This window comes from Rhizobacter sp. P2_D12 (assembly GCF_056404395.1).
Window position 1 is genome coordinate 1 of sequence record NZ_JBFUEB010000123.1, and the last position, 17,161, is coordinate 17,161.

The following is a 17,161-nucleotide window of genomic DNA, read 5'->3' on the forward strand; positions in this document are numbered from 1 at the left end:
GGCCTGAAAAGCAACTGGGCCGAGGAGGTCGCCAAGTTCTCGACGCTGTCGTTCGCGGTCTTCGGATCAGGGCGCGCCGCTCGGCGCATGGCCTTTCGCAGACTCAAGGCCAGCTTCTACATCATCAACTACGAGGCTGTCGACGGAGCGTTGGCCTCACTGCGAGCGTTGCTCCGCTTCAAGCGGATGGCGTTGATTCTGGATGAGAGCCATCGTATTAAGACGCCCGAGGCCAAAACCACGAAGGCGATCTTGGACCTGCGCAAGCACGCGGCTCGTCGCTACATCCTCTCCGGCACCCCGGTGGCCAACAAGCCCGACGATCTCTGGAGCCAAATCTTGTTCCTGGACGATGGAGCCCGGCTTGGCACTTCCTTCGAGCAATTCAAGGAACGCTATCGCTCTAACGGCGGTTACCGGGACCTTTCCGACTTGCGAGACCGGATCGCCTCACTGAGCCTGCGTCGCACGAAGGCAGGGTCGCTCGATCTGCCGTCCAAGACGTATACGCGAGTGGAAGTGGAGATGGCGCCTGTCCAACAGTCGATGTACGAGACGATGCGAACTCAGCTGGAACTTTACGTGCGTTCGCTGGATGGCGAGGAGGTTGCGCGCAGCGGCGAGGCCATCTTGGCGCGCCTAGTTCGCTTGGCTCAAATYGCTTCGAACCCCGCGCTGCTCGACTCCGCGTACAGCGAGACGTCGGCAAAGGTCGTTGAACTCGATCGACTCCTCGAAGAGATGCTTTCTCGAAGCGACGACCAGAAGGTGATCGTCTGGACCTCATTCGTCGGCAACATCGAGATGCTGTGCCGGCGCCATACGAAGTGGTCGCCGGTTGCGATCTATGGCGACGTTAGCAACGAGCAGAGGGATGCAGCTGTCAAGGCGTTCAAGACCGATCCTTCGAMTCGCTTGCTGTTCGCCAATCCAGCCGCAGCGCGAGAGGGGCTAACCTTGACCGAGGCGAACATCGCCATCTACATGGACCGGACGTTCAACCTGACCGATTACCTGCAGTCCCAAGACCGGATTCACCGCATCTCGCAAACACGCGCCTGTGAGATCGTGCTGCTCGTCGGGCGTCAGACCGTCGATGAATTCATCGACTACACGCTCGACCAAAAGCATCGGCTCGCACGCTACACCCAAGCCGATACAGACGATCTGAGAATCGAGGACTTGCAGCTCGAACGACCCGAGTTCCTGCGAGCGCTCATCGGCCCGGCGTGAGCTGGTGGCAATGGGCCGCGCCGGACGAACTAGCGCGGATGAGCCCACAACTACGAGAAGTCTTCTCCCGTTGCCTCACGCAGAATCGCGCGCACGGGCGGCCAATCGCCGGGCCCAAGGCCGTCGCGCAACGCCCGGAAGATCTTCTTCGTCAGCGCCGTCGCGGCCTTTTCGATCTCCTCTTCGCAGTCATGAGCTCGAGGCAGCTGGACCACGATGCGGTTGACGTCGTGGCGCACCGCGCCGAGCCGGGTGGACAGAGCAAACACCTTGGGGCCTTCGTCGTCATCGGCGAAGGTAGACGCCTTCTCGATGCGCTTCTGTAGTTCCTTGGCCTCATTGGTCACGGGCGCGACCCGTTCCGGATCGGTGACCTTCTCCGCGATCAAGCGTCGTGCACTTTCCTCTAGCTGAGTCATGCGCGTTTGGAGTTTCGGGATCGATACCTGTTCGGCCGCGGAGATTTTGTATGCCTTCAAGCCGTAGACTGCACCGACGACATCGCTGAGCTCTTTTCGGATCGCGATCCAGTTAGCATCTTCCTCGAACCCGTCGCGTCGAGCGTTTGGCACTGCGGAACCAGGCGCCATGAAGATCTCGCCAACGAAGTACTCCGCGAACCGGGCGTATGACAATCGCGAACTCTTGTCGTCGAACGAGTTGGCAAAGATCTCCTTCATGACGTCGATGCCGTCAATCTGGATGTTTCTGGCGCGAACGCGAACGCCGCGAGTCTCGAGATCCTTGACAGCGCCGCTAATCTTCTTCTGGCCGACCCAGCCCCACCACTTGGCGTTGCTGGAGGCCACGAAATCGATACCGGTGAGCGGAGCTTGAGTTCTCTTGACTGAGTAGGTGTTCCCGTAGGGCTTGAACAGCTCCTCGAAGTCCTGCGTGCCCTCTCGAACAAACAGTCGAATGATCTCGATTTCGCTGTTGTACTTTTTGGCCACCGCTCCGATCTCCTCGGCGAATTTGAAATCCTTTGAGTACGGCAGCGGTGAGACTTGGCTCAGGAAGGACTTGAGCTTGGTCAGATCCAGGCATTCCTGTGGCGGCTGATGAAAGCCCTTGAGCTTCACTTCGAAGAAGTGATCATCAAGCGCGTGAGTTTCGTCGCTGAACGCGGAAATGCATCGCTGCAGCGTCCGGGCGGCGTCGTCGTGCTGACTTTGTGGCTCGAGGAGATCGCGCAGCATCTTGGCGTCGAAGATAACGGTCGTTGCCTTCGCATCGCCCCTGGCCTTTGTCGAGAAGCTCAGCTCATCACAGAACACGACGCCTGCGAGGCGGCCGATGCCGCGAAAGCCCGCGTTCCTTCGAAAGTCTTTCCGCGACAAGCCAATCGAGACGAGCACGTCGACAGCACTCGAAGACCTGAGTCCCGCACCGTTGTCTCGGATAATCATCTCGCTGTTTTCAGTGTCGAGGGTGACCTCAACCCGCATCTCGTCGGACGTGATCAGTTCTTCCTCGACCGCTTGTCGAAGCGAATCAAAACTGTTCTGTATGTATTCTCGAATCGCGTTGCGCGATTCGCCGTACATACCCATGGTCAGCGTCTCAAGGATGAAGGCACCGAATTTCGGTTCGAAAGGTTGAGCTTCTAGCGTGTTGTTCATTCGTGGTCCTCATCCATTTCGGCCTGTTCGTCCACCATGTCGTCGTCGAGTTCTTCGGTCGACGCAGCATCGGCGGCATCTTCGGCGTCCGCTTCCTGGGTCTCCTCCGCTGTAGCCTCCAATGCTGGGACAGATGCCCCCAGGTCCATCGGCCAGACTAAGCCAAGCTGTTCAGGAACTGTTGTGTCGTCATCTTCGCGCGCGTTGGGTGCCTCGAGACGTTGCAACGGCAGCCCGTACGTGTCGGCCACCAGTGCGAGCAAGCCCGCTATCGGCACCTGCTCTTTGCCTCCCAGGAGCCGGCGCAGATTGTTGGAGACGACCGTGCCCATTTCGCGTGTGAGAGTGCGCCCGTCAAAGATGATCTCGCTCAAGACGACAGGGATCCGTTGCTGGTTTGCGTCGAACTTGACCAAGACGGGCAGCTTCTCCACTCCTGGGTTCGGCTTGAACAGCGCGGTGCTGCCGGCGTACTCCAGGTTCGTGCTAAGAGCGTCAAGCAACGGCGCGTAGACGGGATCGTTCAGCAGGGTGAAGAGGTCCTGCAGAACTGGCGACTTTGGCGCGGGTCTCGGGCTACCAGTGAGTTCGAAGTATGCGGCACTCAGCATGCCAGCGAGCACGGCGCCGGCCAGATCGGCTCGTACCTTGGGAAGAAGAGCAAGCAGCTTTTCGCTCATGCTCTCCGCCACTTGACCTCTATCGGTCAACGCCTCGTCACAGACAACACGAGCGAGCTCTGCTGCTTCGTCATTGGACAGGTTGGCGAGGCCCTTCTGATCGAAAGCATCCACAAACTCAAGCCCGGTGGGTGGGTCACCGTGGATGGCGTCGATTGCCGCCTTCAAGAGGGCGGTCGGATTCGCACCGCGATGTAGCGGCGCCAGAGCGGAAAGGATGGACTTCGCCTTCCCTTTGCTCAGCGGATTGCCGGCTGGTCTTTTTGGCGGCGCGGCCTGTTCCTGGGAGGTCTTGGTAACAAAATCCGAATAGGTTGCCGACTTCACGTCTAGTGAATAGGCGATGAGGCGCGCTGAACCCGTGTCGCCCGTCTGATGCAGCACGGCGCCGAAGTACAGGTTGTCGAGCAGCACCAAGTCCGTAGCAAGGGTGCGCTCCTGGAGTTCAATGAGCAGCGTTGGGTGCGGGGCAGGAACTGGGTTCCACTTCTGACCGCCACGCATTGCTAGCAGATCAATCTCAGCCTCCGCAGTGGCTGCGGGTGCGAACCAGTCAGCTTTACGATCTCTCGTCAAAATGACGACGGCATTGGTCAGAGTTCCTGCAGTGTGGGCAAGAACTTCCTCCCACATCACCAGGTCGCCGAACTTGTTGCTTCCCTTTTCCTTCTCGTCTTTTTTCTCCCGATCCAGATATCCGGGTGGCACGTCCTGCGTATAGCGGGTTTCGCCGACATCCCCGAGCCGATTCATCAGATCGAAGACTACCTTCGAACGACAAAGGCGTTCCGACATCCACGTGCTGATCTGTCTGGCCGAGGTGTGATAGTCCCAACGCTCGGCCGTGCCAACGACTTCATTGATCTTGGCTAGCATGTCGTGCAGATCGCCTTCGTATCCACGCGAGGAGAACCCACTTCTTAGATGGTTGTCCGCGATCGTGCGCGCCGAGCCGATGAAATTGTTTGCCGCGGCGACGAGGTTGTGCGCTTTCGACTGAAGGTCTTCGCGAAGAGTGTCGTGCCTGTTGTGGCGGTAATACTCGTGATACGACCAGACGGGGACGTGGATCCGATCGCCCACACTCTTCGCCCAGTCCAAGAACTGCTGACGCGACTCGTCGCTTCCTTTGGTCAGCCAGGTCAGGAAAGACGTGTCGACGTAGATGGATGCCTGGGAATCGCTCAGGACCTTGGCGGCATGCTTGATGAAGTCTGAGGGATCTTCGCCAATCTTCCCGATCGGATAGCGAACCGGCACGAGCGGCTGACGCTGTGGCGCCGGCGGCAGAGTCGTGCGCCTCCCGAGTTTTTCCCTGTTCCCCTTGGGTCTCTTTTTTGGCATGTCTCTTGGCCTTGCTGGCTCTACTGCACTCGTACGGTGCGGACGGGCGGATAGTAGCTGACTTGTTTCATTTGGTAGCCAATCGGAGAGCCGCTGCGTGTGAGCAATTGCCCCGAGTAGTGCTTAAAAGAAAGAAGCTGCCGGGCATCGAGACACAGAGCCGTCCCCAATTTTGGGGATGGCTGGTGTCCGCGCCGCCGCGCAGTTTGTCGCACCAGGCCTGAGGATGCACTGATCTATTCAGTTTCTGCCGCTGATGGGATCTGCAGGCACCGTTGCGGCCGGCTGAGAGCTACTTTTCACAGCCGCGCTGCGCTCCACAGCTCGTTTCGCCGTCGAGATCTGCCCGAATAGATCAGTAATTCCTTAGCGGCTGATCACTGGCACGGACCTGACTGCCACGGCCTCCGTGTGACCGATCGCGCCCGCTGCGTATCGGGCGATCGCCAGAACTGGAAAATGCAGACTGATCAATCTGCCCGTCGAAGTTCTCGGCGTAGCGAAGTGCGTAGCTTTAGGGGCTGGCGAACGCCACTTCAGAGGCGAACACCCCGATGCATCATCGACGTGTGCCCAGACCGGCCAACCCCCGGCAATACGACGGCAAGCCAGAGTCGGCCAAGCAGCTCACGCATTCGCATAAGGCTCAACCAACCGCCGATTCTCATCAATGCTCAGCTCCCGCCCCAGCGCCGGAAAGGCCCGCTGCGCGCATCCCTTGCGCTCGCACACTTTGCAGCCCGGCCCGATCGGCGTCACGGCCTCGGGCTCGTCCAGCGCCAGCCCGCGGGCATATACCAGCCGTGCCRCATGCCGCCGGTCGCAGCCCAGTGCCACCGCAAACTCGCGCGGCGGTGTGCCAAAGCCGCCCGTGTCGTGGCGGATGCACCGGGCCACCCACAGGTAGGTCCTGCCGTCGGGCATCGAGGCCAGCTGCGTCAACACCCGCCCCGGCTGCGAGAACGCCTCGTACACGTTCCACAGCGGACACGTGCCACCGGTGCGCGAGAAGTGGAAATCGGTCGCCGATTGCCGCTTCGAGATGTTGCCGGCCCGATCCACCCGAACGAAGAAAAACGGCACGCCACGCGCCTGCGGCCGCTGCAGCGTCGACAGCCGGTGGCACACCGTCTCGAAGCTGACGCCGAAGCGCCGCGCCAGCAAATCGATGTCGTAGTGCAGCGCCTCCGCAGCCGCCAGGAACGGCGCATAGGGCAGCACCAGCGCCCCGGCGAAATAGCTCGCCAGCCCGATCCTCGCCAGCGCGCGTGATTCGTCGTTGCGGAATTCATCGCTGGCCACCAGGCCCCGGAGCACCTCGTCCGCCTCCAGAAAAGCCAGCTGCGTCGCCAGCTGAAACGCCCGCTGCCCCGGCTCAAGCCCCGCATGCAAGCTGAGCACCCGCGACGCCGGGTCGTAGCCGCGCAAGCCGGGCTCCGCGTCGGCCGGCGCGGTCCGGGTCGACACGCGGTGCCGCTGCAAGAGGCGATGTTCGAGCCGTTCGGCCAGGTCCCGGGCCAGCAGCGAAGGCGCATGCATCTCCCCGTGCGTCGCCTCGGCCAGCGCGTCCAGTTCGGCGATGTGGTTGTGGCGCGCATAGAAGAAGTCGCGCACCTCTTCGTGGGGTTGGGTCGAGCCCGTCCCGGGCCGCGAGTCGCGGTCGCCCAGGCCGGCCGCCATCGCTTCCAGCCGCTCCTGCGCATCGCGCGCCACCTTGTGCAGCTGGATCATGCGGCGCGCCAGGGCCGGCATCTGCTGCGCGAGCGCCTGCACCTCCGCCTGCGGGATGGCCGCCCCCGGCCCGGCATCGGCCACCACGTCGTGCAGCTGCGCCATCAACCGCGCCTCTTCGTTCTCTGAAAAGAACTGCAGGTCCACCCCCAGCGCCGACTGCAGCTTCAGCAGCACCGGCACCGACAGCGGCCGCTGGTTGTTCTCCAGCTGGTTGACGTAGCTGGTCGACAGCTCCAGCGATTCGGCCAGCGCCGCTTGCGTCAGGCCGCGCTGTTCGCGCAGCGTGCGCAGCCGCACACCCAGGAAAGTCTTGCGCATGACAGGCTCTTCGCAAACATTGCAGGATTGCAGAAATGAGTTCGCAGATATTCGCAAATTCAGTGTTGCCGCCAGCTTATCGCATTGCGAAGATTGCAAGCATGAACGACACCGTGTCCACCCCCTTCAAGCCCAAGAAGTCCGTCGCGCTGTCCGGCGTCACCGCCGGCACCACCGCGCTGTGCAGCGTCGGCCGCAGCGGCAACGACCTGCACTACCGCGGCTACGACATCCTCGACCTGGCCGAGGTCTGCGAATTCGAGGAGGTGGCCCACCTGCTGGTGCACGGCAAGCTGCCCAGCGCCGCCGAGCTGCGCGCCTACAAGGCCCGGCTGAAGGCGATGCGTGGGCTGCCCGCCGCGGTGCGGGCCGCGCTCGAGGCCTTGCCGGCCGCCGCGCACCCGATGGACGTGATGCGCACCGGCGTCTCCGCGCTCGGCTGCGCGCTGCCCGAGAAGGACGACCACCACCTGCCCGGCGCGCGCGACATCGCCGACCGCCTGATGGCCTCGCTCGGCTCGATGCTGCTGTACTGGTTCCACTGGTCCACCCAGGGTCGGCGCATCGAGGTGGAAACCGACGACGACTCCATCGGCGGCCACTTCCTGCACCTGCTGCACGGCGAGCGCCCGCCGGCCGCTTGGGTGCGCGCGATGCACACCTCGCTGAACCTCTATGCCGAGCACGAGTTCAACGCCTCCACCTTCACCGCCCGCGTCATCGCCGGCACCGGCAGCGACATGCATTCGGCGATCGCCGGCGCCATCGGCGCACTGCGCGGCCCCAAGCACGGCGGCGCCAACGAGATGGCGTTCGAGATCCAGCAGCGCTACGACACGCCCGACGAGGCCGAGGCCGACATCCGCCGGCGCGTCGAGGCCCGCGAGGTCGTCATCGGCTTCGGCCACCCGGTCTACACTGTCAGCGACCCGCGCAACGTGGTCATCAAGCGCGTGGCCCGGCAGCTGTCTGCCGAGGCCGGCACCCCGAAGATGTTCGACATCGCCGAGCGGCTGGAACGGGTGATGTGGGATGCGAAGAAGATGTTCCCCAACCTCGACTGGTTCAGTGCCGTGAGTTACCACCTGATGGGCGTGCCGACGGCGATGTTCACGCCGCTGTTCGTCGTCTCGCGCACCAGCGGCTGGGCCGCGCACGTGATCGAGCAGCGCCTCGACAACAAGATCATCCGCCCGAGCGCCCACTACACCGGCCCCGAAGACCGGGCCTTCGTGCCGATCGCGGAGCGCGCTTGAAGACCTCCCCGTTCCGCAAGCCCCTGCCCGGCACCGCGCTCGACTACATCGACGCCCGCGCCGCCATCGAAGGCCTGCGCCCCGGCGCCTGGGCCGGCCTGCCGTACACCGCGCGCGTGCATGCCGAGAACCTGGTGCGCCGCTGCGATCCGGCCCTCCTCGACGACTGCCTGCTGCAGCTCATCGATCGGCGCCGCGACCGCGATTTYCCGTGGTWYCCGGTGCGCGTGGTCTGCCACGACATCCTCGGCCAGACCGCRCTGGTCGACCTGGCSGGSCTGCGCGATGCGATTGCCGCGCAGGGCGGCGACCCGGCCGCGGTGAACCCGGTCGTGCCGGTGCAGCTGATCGTCGACCACTCGCTGGCGGTGGAGTGCGGCGGCAGCGACCCGCAGGCCTTCGCGAAGAACCGCGCCATCGAAGACCGCCGCAACGAAGACCGCTTCCACTTCATCGACTGGACGAAGAAGGCTTTCCGCAACGTCGAGGTGATCCCGCCGGGCAACGGGATCATGCACCAGGTCAACCTCGAGAAGATGTCGCCGGTGGTCTGGGTGCAGGACGGCCTGGCCTTCCCCGACACCTGCGTCGGCACCGACAGCCACACGCCGCACGTCGACGCGCTGGGCGTCATCGCGGTGGGCGTGGGCGGCCTCGAAGCCGAGAACGTGATGCTGGGCCGCGCCTCGTGGATGCGCCTGCCCGACATCGTCGGCGTCGAACTCGCCGGCCAGCGCCGGCCCGGCATCACCGCCACCGACATCGTGCTCGCGCTCACCGAGTTCCTGCGCCAGCAGAAGGTGGTCGGTGCCTACCTCGAATTCTTCGGCGACGGCACGCGCGGCCTCACCATCGGCGATCGCGCGACCATCTCCAACATGTGCCCGGAATACGGCGCCACCGCGGCGCTGTTCAGCATCGACGGCCAGACGCTCGACTACCTGCGCCTGACCGGCCGCGAGGCCGCGCAGGTGAAGCTGGTCGAGACCTACGCCCGCACCGCCGGCCTGTGGGCCGGCACGCTGGCCGAGGTGCAGTACGAGCGCGTGCTGCGCTTCGACCTGTCGACCGTGGTGCGCAACATGGCCGGGCCGTCGAACCCGCACCGCCGCCTGCCCACCAGCGCGCTGGCCGAGCGCGGCATCGCGACCGGCCTCGACCAGGCCCGCGCCCAAGAGGCCCAGGGCCTGATGCCGGACGGCGCGGTGATCATCGCCGCCATCACCAGCTGCACCAACACCAGCAACCCGCGCAACGTCATCGCCGCGGGGCTGCTGGCGCGCAACGCCAACCGCCTGGGCCTCGTGCGCAAGCCCTGGGTCAAGTCCTCGCTGGCACCGGGCTCGAAGACGGTGGAGCTCTACCTGCAACAGGCCGGCCTGCTGTCCGAACTCGAGCAGCTGGGCTTCGGCATCGTGGCCTTTGCCTGCACCACCTGCAACGGCATGAGCGGCGCGCTGGACCCGGCCCTCCAGCAAGAGATCGCGGAGCGCGACCTGTACACCACGGCCGTGCTCTCGGGCAACCGCAACTTCGACGGCCGCATCCACCCGCAGGCGAAGCAGGCCTTCCTGGCCTCGCCGCCGCTGGTGGTGGCCTATGCCATCGCCGGCACGATCCGCTTCGACATCGAGCGCGACGTGCTGGGCGTCGCCGGCGGCCGCGAGATCCGCCTGCACGACCTGTGGCCCGACGACGCGGAGATCGATGCGCTGGTGCAGTCGGCGGTGCAGCCGGCGATGTTCCGGCAGGTCTACGAGCCGATGTTCGCCGTCCAGGCCGCGAGCGGCGAGCGCGTGGCCCCGCAGTACGACTGGCGTCCGCAGTCCACCTACATCCGCCGCCCGCCCTACTGGGACCGCGAAGGCATGGGCGCGCTGGCGGCGAACCCCCGCACGCTCGCCGGCATGCGGCCGCTGGCGATCCTGCCGGACAACATCACGACCGACCACCTGTCGCCCTCCAACGCCATCCTGGCCGATTCGGCGGCCGGCGAATACCTGGCGCGCATGGGCCTGCCGGAGGAAGACTTCAACTCCTACGCAACGCACCGCGGCGACCACCTGACGGCGATGCGCGCCACCTTCGCCAACCCGACGCTCGCGAACGAGATGGTGCGCGGCGCCGACGGCAGCGTGCGCGTCGGCTCGCTGGCCCGCATCGAGCCCGAAGGCCGCGTGGTGCGCATGTGGGAGGCCATCGAGACCTACCTGGCGCGCCGCCAGCCGCTGGTCGTCATCGCCGGGGCCGACTATGGCCAGGGCAGCTCGCGCGACTGGGCCGCCAAGGGCGTGCGCCTGGCCGGCGTCGAGGTGGTGGTGGCCGAAGGCTTCGAGCGCATCCACCGGACCAACCTGATCGGGATGGGGGTGCTGCCGCTGGAGTTCCTGCCGGGCAGCAGCCGGCTGACGCTGGGGTTGGACGGGACTGAGACCTACGATGTGCTGGGTGAGCGCACGCCGGGCGCTGTGCTGGGCTTGCGGGTGCGGCGTCGCGATGGCGAGGTGCTGGACGTGGCTGTCACTTGCCGGCTCGACACCGCTGAAGAGGTGTCGATCTATGAGGCGGGCGGCGTGCTGCAGCGCTTTGCGCAAGACTTTCTGGCTGGGCAATGACATCCCGGATTGGCATCCGGGCTACGAACCATGACTAGCGTTCCACAGATCCGCATACCGGCCACCTACCTGCGGGGCGGCACGAGCAAGGGCGTGTTCTTCCGGCTGCAAGACCTGCCTGAGCGCTGCCGCGTGCCGGGCGCGGCCCGCGACCGGCTGCTGCTGCGCGTAATCGGCAGCCCCGACCCCTACGGCAAGCAGATCGACGGCATGGGGGGCGCCACCTCGTCGACCTCGAAGGTCGTGATCCTGTCGCCGTCCAGCCGGCCCGGCCACGACGTCGACTACCTGTTCGGCCAGGTGTCCATCGACCAGGCCTTCATCGACTGGTCGGGCAACTGCGGCAACCTGTCGGCGGCCGTCGGCCCGTTCGCGATCGCGCAGGGCCTGCTGCCCGCCGGGCGCGTGCCGCACGAGGGCCTGTGCACCGTGCGCATCTGGCAGGCCAACATCGGCAAGACCATCGTCGCGCACGTGCCCGTCGTGGACGGCCAGGTGCAGGAGACCGGCGACTTCGAGCTCGACGGCGTCACCTTCCCGGCGGCCGAGGTGCAGCTGGAGTTCCTGGACCCGGCGGCCGAAGGGCCGGGCGAGGACGGGGGCGGCGCGATGTTCCCGACCGGGCGGCTCGTCGACACGCTCGAGGTGCCCGGCTTCGGCACGCTGCAGGCCACGCTGATCAACGCCGGCATCCCGACCATCTTCGTCAACGCGCGCGACATCGGCTACACCGGCACCGAGCTGCAGGACGCGGTCAATGGCGATCCGCAGGCGCTGGCGCGCTTCGAGGCCTTGCGGGCCTGGGGCGCCGTCCGCATGGGCCTGATCCACGACGTGGCCGAGGCCGCGACGCGCCAGCACACGCCGAAGATCGCCTTCGTCGCGCCACCGGCCGACTACCGGGCCTCCAGCGGCAAGGCGGTGCGCGCCGCCGACGTCGACCTGCTGGTGCGCGCGCTGTCGATGGGCAAGCTGCACCACGCGATGATGGGCACGGCCGCGGTCGCCATCGGCACCGCGGCGGCGATCCCCGGCACGCTGGTCAACCTGGCGGCCGGCGGCGGCACGTGCGACGCGGTGCGCTTCGGCCACCCGTCCGGCACGCTGCGCGTCGGCGCGCAGGCACGCCAGGTCGACGGCCAATGGACCGTCACCAAGGCCTTGATGAGCCGCAGCGCGCGCGTGCTGATGGAAGGCCGGGTGTGCGTGCCCGGCGACAGTTTCTGAACGAGGGCAACCCATGTCGACCCGTCAAACACTCAAGGCCCTGGCCGCAGCCCGCCGCGGCGTGATCGTTCCCGGCGCATTCAACGCGCTGTCGGCCAGGGTCATCGCCGACGCCGGCTTCGAGGCGATCTACGTCACCGGCGCCGGCGTCACCAACATGTGGTTCGGCATGCCGGACCAAGGCTTCATGGGCCTGGCCGAGATCGCCGACCACACGGCGCGCATCCGCGATGCGGTCGAGCTGCCGCTGATCGTCGATGCCGACACCGGCTTCGGCAACGCGCTGAACGTGCACCATGCGGTGCGCGTGCTCGAGCGCGCCGGGGCCGACTGCATCCAGCTCGAAGACCAGGTGGCGCCCAAGCGCTGCGGCCACTTCGCCGGCAAGGACGTGATCCCGCTCGACGAGGCGGTGGGCAAGATCAAGGCCGCCGTCGACGCGCGGCGCGATCCCGACCTGCTGATCATGGCGCGCACCGATGCCGCGGCCACGCAGGGCTTCGACGCGGCGGTCGAGCGCGCGCAGCGCTTCGCCGAGGCCGGTGCCGACATCCTGTTCGTCGAGGCGGTGACGAGCGCCGACGAGGTGCGTGCGCTGCCGCGGCGGCTCGCGACGCCGCAGCTGGTCAACATGGTGATCGGCGGCAAGACGCCGATCGTCGGTGCCGACGAGCTGAAGGACCTGGGCTACGGCTTCGTGCTGTACGCCAACGCGGCGCTGCAGGGCGCCGTGGCCGGCATGCAGCGCGTGCTGGGCGCGCTGCAGCAGGCCGGTCGCGTCGACGAGGATCCCTCGCTCGTCGTGTCCTTCGCGGAACGACAGCGGCTGGTCGACAAGCCGCGCTGGGACGAGCTGGAAGGCCGCTACGCCTCCTAGCGGTTCCCGGATCAGGCCGGCTGGCGCAGCGCCTTGGCCGCCGCCACCATGTTGGCCAGGGCCGGGATCACCTCGGCCCACTGGCGCGTCTTCAGGCCGCAGTCGGGGTTGACCCACAGCCGCCCGGCCGGCACGCGCTCGGCGGCCTTGCGCATCAGCTGCATGATGTGCGCCTGCGTCGGGATGTTGGGCGAGTGGATGTCGTAGACGCCCGGGCCGATCTCGTTCGGGTACTGGAAATTCTCGAAGGCATCGAGCAGCTCCATGTCCGAGCGCGAGGTCTCGATCGTGATCACGTCGGCGTCCATCCCGGCGATCGACGCGATGATGTCGTTGAACTCCGAATAGCACATGTGGGTGTGGATCTGCGTCTCGTCCTCGACGCCGTTGGCGGTGATGCGGAACGATTCGACGGCCCAGTCGAGGTAGCCCTGCCACTGCGACTTGCGCAGCGGCAGGCCCTCGCGCAGCGCGGCCTCGTCGATCTGGATCACGCGCACGCCGGCCTGCTCCAGGTCGAGCACCTCCTGGCGGATGGCCAGCGCCAGCTGGTGGCATGACACCGAGCGCGGCTGGTCGTCGCGCACGAAGGACCAGTTCAGGATCGTCACCGGGCCGGTCAGCATGCCCTTCATCGGGCGCTTCGTCAGCGACTGCGCATAGCGGATCCACTCCACGGTCATCGCCTTCGGGCGGCTGATGTCGCCGAACAGGATGGGCGGCTTCACGCAGCGCGAGCCGTAGGACTGCACCCAGCCGAACTGGCTGAAGGCGTAGCCGTCGAGCTGCTCGCCGAAGTACTCGACCATGTCGTTGCGCTCGGCCTCGCCGTGCACCAGCACGTCCAGGTCCAGCGCTTCCTGCTCGCGCACGCTGCGCTGGATCTCGGCCTGCATCGCGGCCTTGTAGCCGGCCTCGTCCAGGCGTCCGGCCTTGAACTCGCTGCGCGCATGGCGGATGTCGGCGGTCTGCGGGAACGAGCCGATGGTGGTGGTGGGGAAGGGCGGCAGCTTCAGCAGCGCGGCCTGCTTGGGGGCGCGCTGCGCATAGGCGCTCTTGCGCTGGCCGAGGGCAGCGTCGAGCCTGGCGACGGCGGCCTTCACCGTCGGGTTGTGGACGCGCGGCGAGTGGCGGCGCGCGTCGATGGCGGCCTGGTTGGCAGCCAGCTCGGCCCGGACCGAGTTGCGGCCGTTCTTCAGCGCGGCGGCCAGCAGCTTCAGCTCGTCCAGCTTCTGCAGCGCGTACGCCAGCCACGACTTCAGGTCCGCATCCAGCTTCTGTTCGCTCGCCAGGTCGACCGGCACGTGCAGCAGCGAGCACGACGGCGCGATCCACAGGCGCTCGCCGAGCCGCTCCTTCAGCGGCTCCAACCAGTCGAGCACCGCGTTCAGGTCGGTCTTCCAGATGTTGCGGCCGTTGATCACGCCCAGCGACAGCACCTTCAGCGGCGACAGGATGTTCAGCAGCGGCTGGATGTCGTCGCGGCCGTTGACCGCGTCGATGTGCAGGCCGGCCACCGGCAGGTTGGCGGCCAGGTGCCGGTTCTCTTCCAGCGGGCCGAAGTAGGTCGCCAGCAGCAGCTTCACGCGGCCGCTCTTCAGGTCGTGGTACGCGGTGTTGAAGGCGTGTTGCCAGTCGGCGTCGAGTTCGGTCACGAGGAGGGGCTCGTCGACCTGCACCCATTCGACACCCTCGGCTGCGAGCTTCTCCAGCAGCTCGGCGTAGACCGGCACCAGGCGTTCGAGCAGCGCGAGCTTGTCGGAATCGTCCTTGGCCTTGCCGAGCGCCAGGTAGGTGATGGGGCCGACGATCACCGGCTTGGCCTTGACGCCGGCCTGGCGCGCCTCGGCCAGCTGCTCCAGCAGGCGCGACGCGTCGAGCTTGAACTGCGTGGCGGCGCTGAACTCGGGGACGATGTAGTGGTAGTTGGTGTCGAACCACTTGGTCATCTCACCGGCGGCCACACCCCCGCCGCAGCAATCGGCGTGGGCCTCGCCGGTCTGCGCCGAACGGCCGCGCGCGACGCGGAAGTAGTTGTCCAGCACGTCGCCGTGGAAGCCCTGCACGCGCTCCGGCAGGTTGCCGAGCGTGAAGCTCATGTCGAGCATCTGGTCGTAGAACGCGAAGTCGCCCACCGGGGCGAGATCCAGGTCGATCTGGTGGATCCAGTGGCGCTGGCGCAGGTGGGCGCCGAGCGCCTTGAGTTCGTCGCGCGAAGACTCGCCCTTCCAGTAGGACTCCAGCGCGAACTTCAGTTCGCGCCTGGCGCCGATGCGGGGAAAGCCGAGGTTGTGGGTCGTGGTCATGGCGAGAGGGCGATCGTGGAGAAACAAGCCCCAGGTTACGGAGCGCAAGCCATGAAGTAAAATGGTATTAATTTGACAATCAATGAGATTGGCTCATAGATCATGTTGGAGCGCAGTCACCTGGCCATCGTGCAGGAAGTCGAGAAGCAGGGCTCGCTGACGGCGGCCGCCGGCGTGCTGTGCCTGACGCAGTCGGCCCTCAGCCATTCGATGAAGAAGCTGGAGCAGCAACTGGGCACCGACATCTGGCTGCGCGAAGGCCGCAGCCTGCGCCTGACCCAGGCGGGGCAGTACGTGCTGGCGGTGGCCAACCGGGTGCTGCCGCAGCTCGACCAGGCCGAAGAGCGGCTGCGCCAGTTCGCGCAGGGCGAGCGCGGTGCATTGCGCATCGGCATGGAGTGCCACCCGTGCTACCAATGGCTGCTGAAGGTGGTGTCGCCCTACCTCGCGGCCTGGCCCGACGTCGACGTCGACGTGAAGCAGAAGTTCCAGTTCGGCGGCATCGGCGCGCTGTTCGGCTACGAGATCGACATGCTGGTGACGCCCGATCCGCTGTACAAGCCGGGGCTGCATTTCGAGCCGGTGTTCGACTACGAGCAGGTGCTCGTGGTCGGTCGCGATCATCCGCTGGCGGACGTGGCGTACGTGAAGCCGCGGCAGCTGACGCAGGAGGTGCTGATCACCTACCCGGTCGCGACGGACCGGCTGGACGTCTACACGCAGTTCCTGATGCCGGCGGGCGTGACGCCGAAGGCGCACAAGACCATCGAGACCACCGACATCATGTTGCAGATGGTCGTCAGCGGCCGCGGCGTGGCGGCGCTGCCGCGCTGGCTGGTCGACGAGTACGCGCGGAAGATGGACGTGGTGGCGGTGCGCCTGGGGCTGCGCGGCATCGCCAAGCAGATCTTCCTCGGTGCCCGCGAGGCCGACACCGGCATCGACTACATGCGGGCTTTCGTCGAACTGGCACGCGGGTCGCGATCGGCACTCGAGTCCCCGGGCGAGGCCGGGCGATCCTGAGCGGGGGCGGGGGCGGGGGACGGCGCGTCCTGGGCGCGCGCCGAATCGACGTTCACCAGCAGGTTGCGCGTCTGCTCGACCTGTTCTTCCAGCTTGTTCAGCGACTCGGTCAGTGCCGTGCGGTCTTCGGGGGTCGCGCCATGGAAGTCCGAGCTCTGGAAAGTCGGACGCCGGGGTTTTCGAGCGTCGGGCGGGCGGGGCACGGCTACCTCGTCGGGGTGGATGCGCGATGCTAGGCGCTGCGGCGCCGAAGCGGCAGGTGCAAGGCGCGCATTGCGCTGTAGGCCGGCTCCTACCTGCTGTTGCAGGCCGGGCTCCGCGCTGAGCTATGCTGCGCCCACTCCTGCCCGTTCCATGAGGACATCCATGACCCGCTTGCTCTCCCTTCGCGCCGCCAGCCTGTCGTTGCTGTGCGCCACCGTCTCGCTGCCCAGCCTGGCCGAGAGTTTCGCCTCGTCGGCATCGAGCGCCGGCTCGGCCTCGTCGGGCAGCGTCTCCGACTCGATCAAGGGCTCGAGCGACAGCTCGAGCAAGGAAAAGAAGGTCGCCGAGGGCCAGTACCGCGTGATGGACGTGGCCGACCTGGCCGAGGTCCCGGGCCAGGCGCCGATGATGCGGCTGACGCTGCGCGCCACCGAGGCCGGCGCCTCGCGCGAGTTCTTCCTCGACCTGCCGCGCCAGGCGCTGGCCGCCCGTCCGCTCGGCACCGGCGATCTGGTGCAGGCGAAGCAGCGTCCCTACGGCTTCGAGTTCGCTCGTGTCGACACCCGCGAGCCRTTCTTCCTGGTGCTGACCGACGACTGGCACCGCGAACTCGATTCGCACGTCGTCACGCTGTGACGCCACGGCGCGGCCGCAGCCTGCGGCGCGCGCTGGCCGGCCTGGCGTGGCTCGCCGCCGTCGGCCTCGGCGGTCTCGCGCCGGCC

General features: G+C 66.4%; 11 protein-coding genes. 7 read left to right on the top strand and 4 right to left on the bottom strand.

The genetic code is table 11. The features are described from left to right. Positions 1 to 1,233 (top strand): DEAD/DEAH box helicase (locus AC1DYN_RS27685; protein WP_477965140.1); only part of this gene is annotated, 1,233 nt, incomplete at its 5' end. A gap of 50 nt (positions 1,234 to 1,283) precedes the next feature. Here AC1DYN_RS27685 and AC1DYN_RS27690 read toward each other — a convergent pair. The 3 genes from AC1DYN_RS27690 to AC1DYN_RS27700 form a co-directional block, all read right to left on the bottom strand. Continuing rightward, positions 1,284 to 2,855, bottom strand: coding sequence for an ATP-binding protein (locus AC1DYN_RS27690; protein ID WP_477965142.1), 1,572 nt, complete (start codon positions 2,853 to 2,855; stop codon positions 1,284 to 1,286). Continuing rightward, entirely contained in the window at positions 2,852 to 4,879 is a 2,028-nt protein-coding gene (locus AC1DYN_RS27695) for a PIN-like domain-containing protein (protein WP_477965144.1), read from the bottom strand. Before AC1DYN_RS27695 ends, AC1DYN_RS27690 begins: the two co-directional genes overlap by 4 nt. Positions 4,880 to 5,506: 627 nt before the next feature. After that, complete coding sequence (locus AC1DYN_RS27700; protein ID WP_477965160.1) at positions 5,507 to 6,931, bottom strand: short-chain fatty acyl-CoA regulator family protein; 1,425 nt, start codon at positions 6,929 to 6,931, stop codon at positions 5,507 to 5,509. A gap of 101 nt (positions 6,932 to 7,032) precedes the next feature. Here AC1DYN_RS27700 and prpC point away from each other — a divergent pair, with 101 nt between their 5' ends. From prpC to AC1DYN_RS27720, 4 genes are read left to right on the top strand one after another with little or no spacing between them, the layout of a single operon-like run. Then, positions 7,033 to 8,187 carry a bifunctional 2-methylcitrate synthase/citrate synthase gene (prpC, locus tag AC1DYN_RS27705; RefSeq protein ID WP_477965146.1) on the top strand — a complete coding sequence of 385 codons (1,155 nt, stop codon included), beginning with the start codon at positions 7,033 to 7,035 and terminating at the stop codon, positions 8,185 to 8,187. After that, positions 8,184 to 10,802: a Fe/S-dependent 2-methylisocitrate dehydratase AcnD gene (acnD, locus tag AC1DYN_RS27710; protein WP_477965148.1), complete on the top strand. Its 2,619-nt coding sequence runs from the start codon at positions 8,184 to 8,186 to the stop codon at positions 10,800 to 10,802. The genes prpC and acnD overlap by 4 nt, the downstream gene beginning before the upstream one ends. A gap of 30 nt (positions 10,803 to 10,832) precedes the next feature. After that, positions 10,833 to 12,029, top strand: a complete 1,197-nt coding sequence (gene prpF, locus AC1DYN_RS27715; RefSeq protein WP_477965150.1) for a 2-methylaconitate cis-trans isomerase PrpF — start codon at positions 10,833 to 10,835, stop codon at positions 12,027 to 12,029. A gap of 13 nt (positions 12,030 to 12,042) precedes the next feature. Beyond that, positions 12,043 to 12,906, top strand: coding sequence for an isocitrate lyase/PEP mutase family protein (locus AC1DYN_RS27720; protein WP_477965152.1), 864 nt, complete (start codon positions 12,043 to 12,045; stop codon positions 12,904 to 12,906). Between the two features lie 11 nt (positions 12,907 to 12,917). Here AC1DYN_RS27720 and metE read toward each other — a convergent pair whose 3' ends face one another. Next, positions 12,918 to 15,212 (bottom strand): 5-methyltetrahydropteroyltriglutamate--homocysteine S-methyltransferase, encoded by a 2,295-nt coding sequence (gene metE / locus AC1DYN_RS27725; RefSeq protein ID WP_477965154.1) that lies wholly within the window; start codon positions 15,210 to 15,212, stop codon positions 12,918 to 12,920. 102 nt (positions 15,213 to 15,314) lie between these two features. Between metE and AC1DYN_RS27730 the strand changes: the two genes are divergently transcribed. Together AC1DYN_RS27730 and AC1DYN_RS27735 are read left to right on the top strand one after the other, a co-directional pair. Then, positions 15,315 to 16,235: a LysR family transcriptional regulator gene (locus tag AC1DYN_RS27730; protein ID WP_477965156.1), complete on the top strand. Its 921-nt coding sequence runs from the start codon at positions 15,315 to 15,317 to the stop codon at positions 16,233 to 16,235. A gap of 366 nt (positions 16,236 to 16,601) precedes the next feature. Further along, positions 16,602 to 17,075 carry a hypothetical protein gene (locus tag AC1DYN_RS27735; RefSeq protein ID WP_477965158.1) on the top strand — a complete coding sequence of 158 codons (474 nt, stop codon included), beginning with the start codon at positions 16,602 to 16,604 and terminating at the stop codon, positions 17,073 to 17,075. Positions 17,076 to 17,161 lie beyond the last annotated feature (86 nt).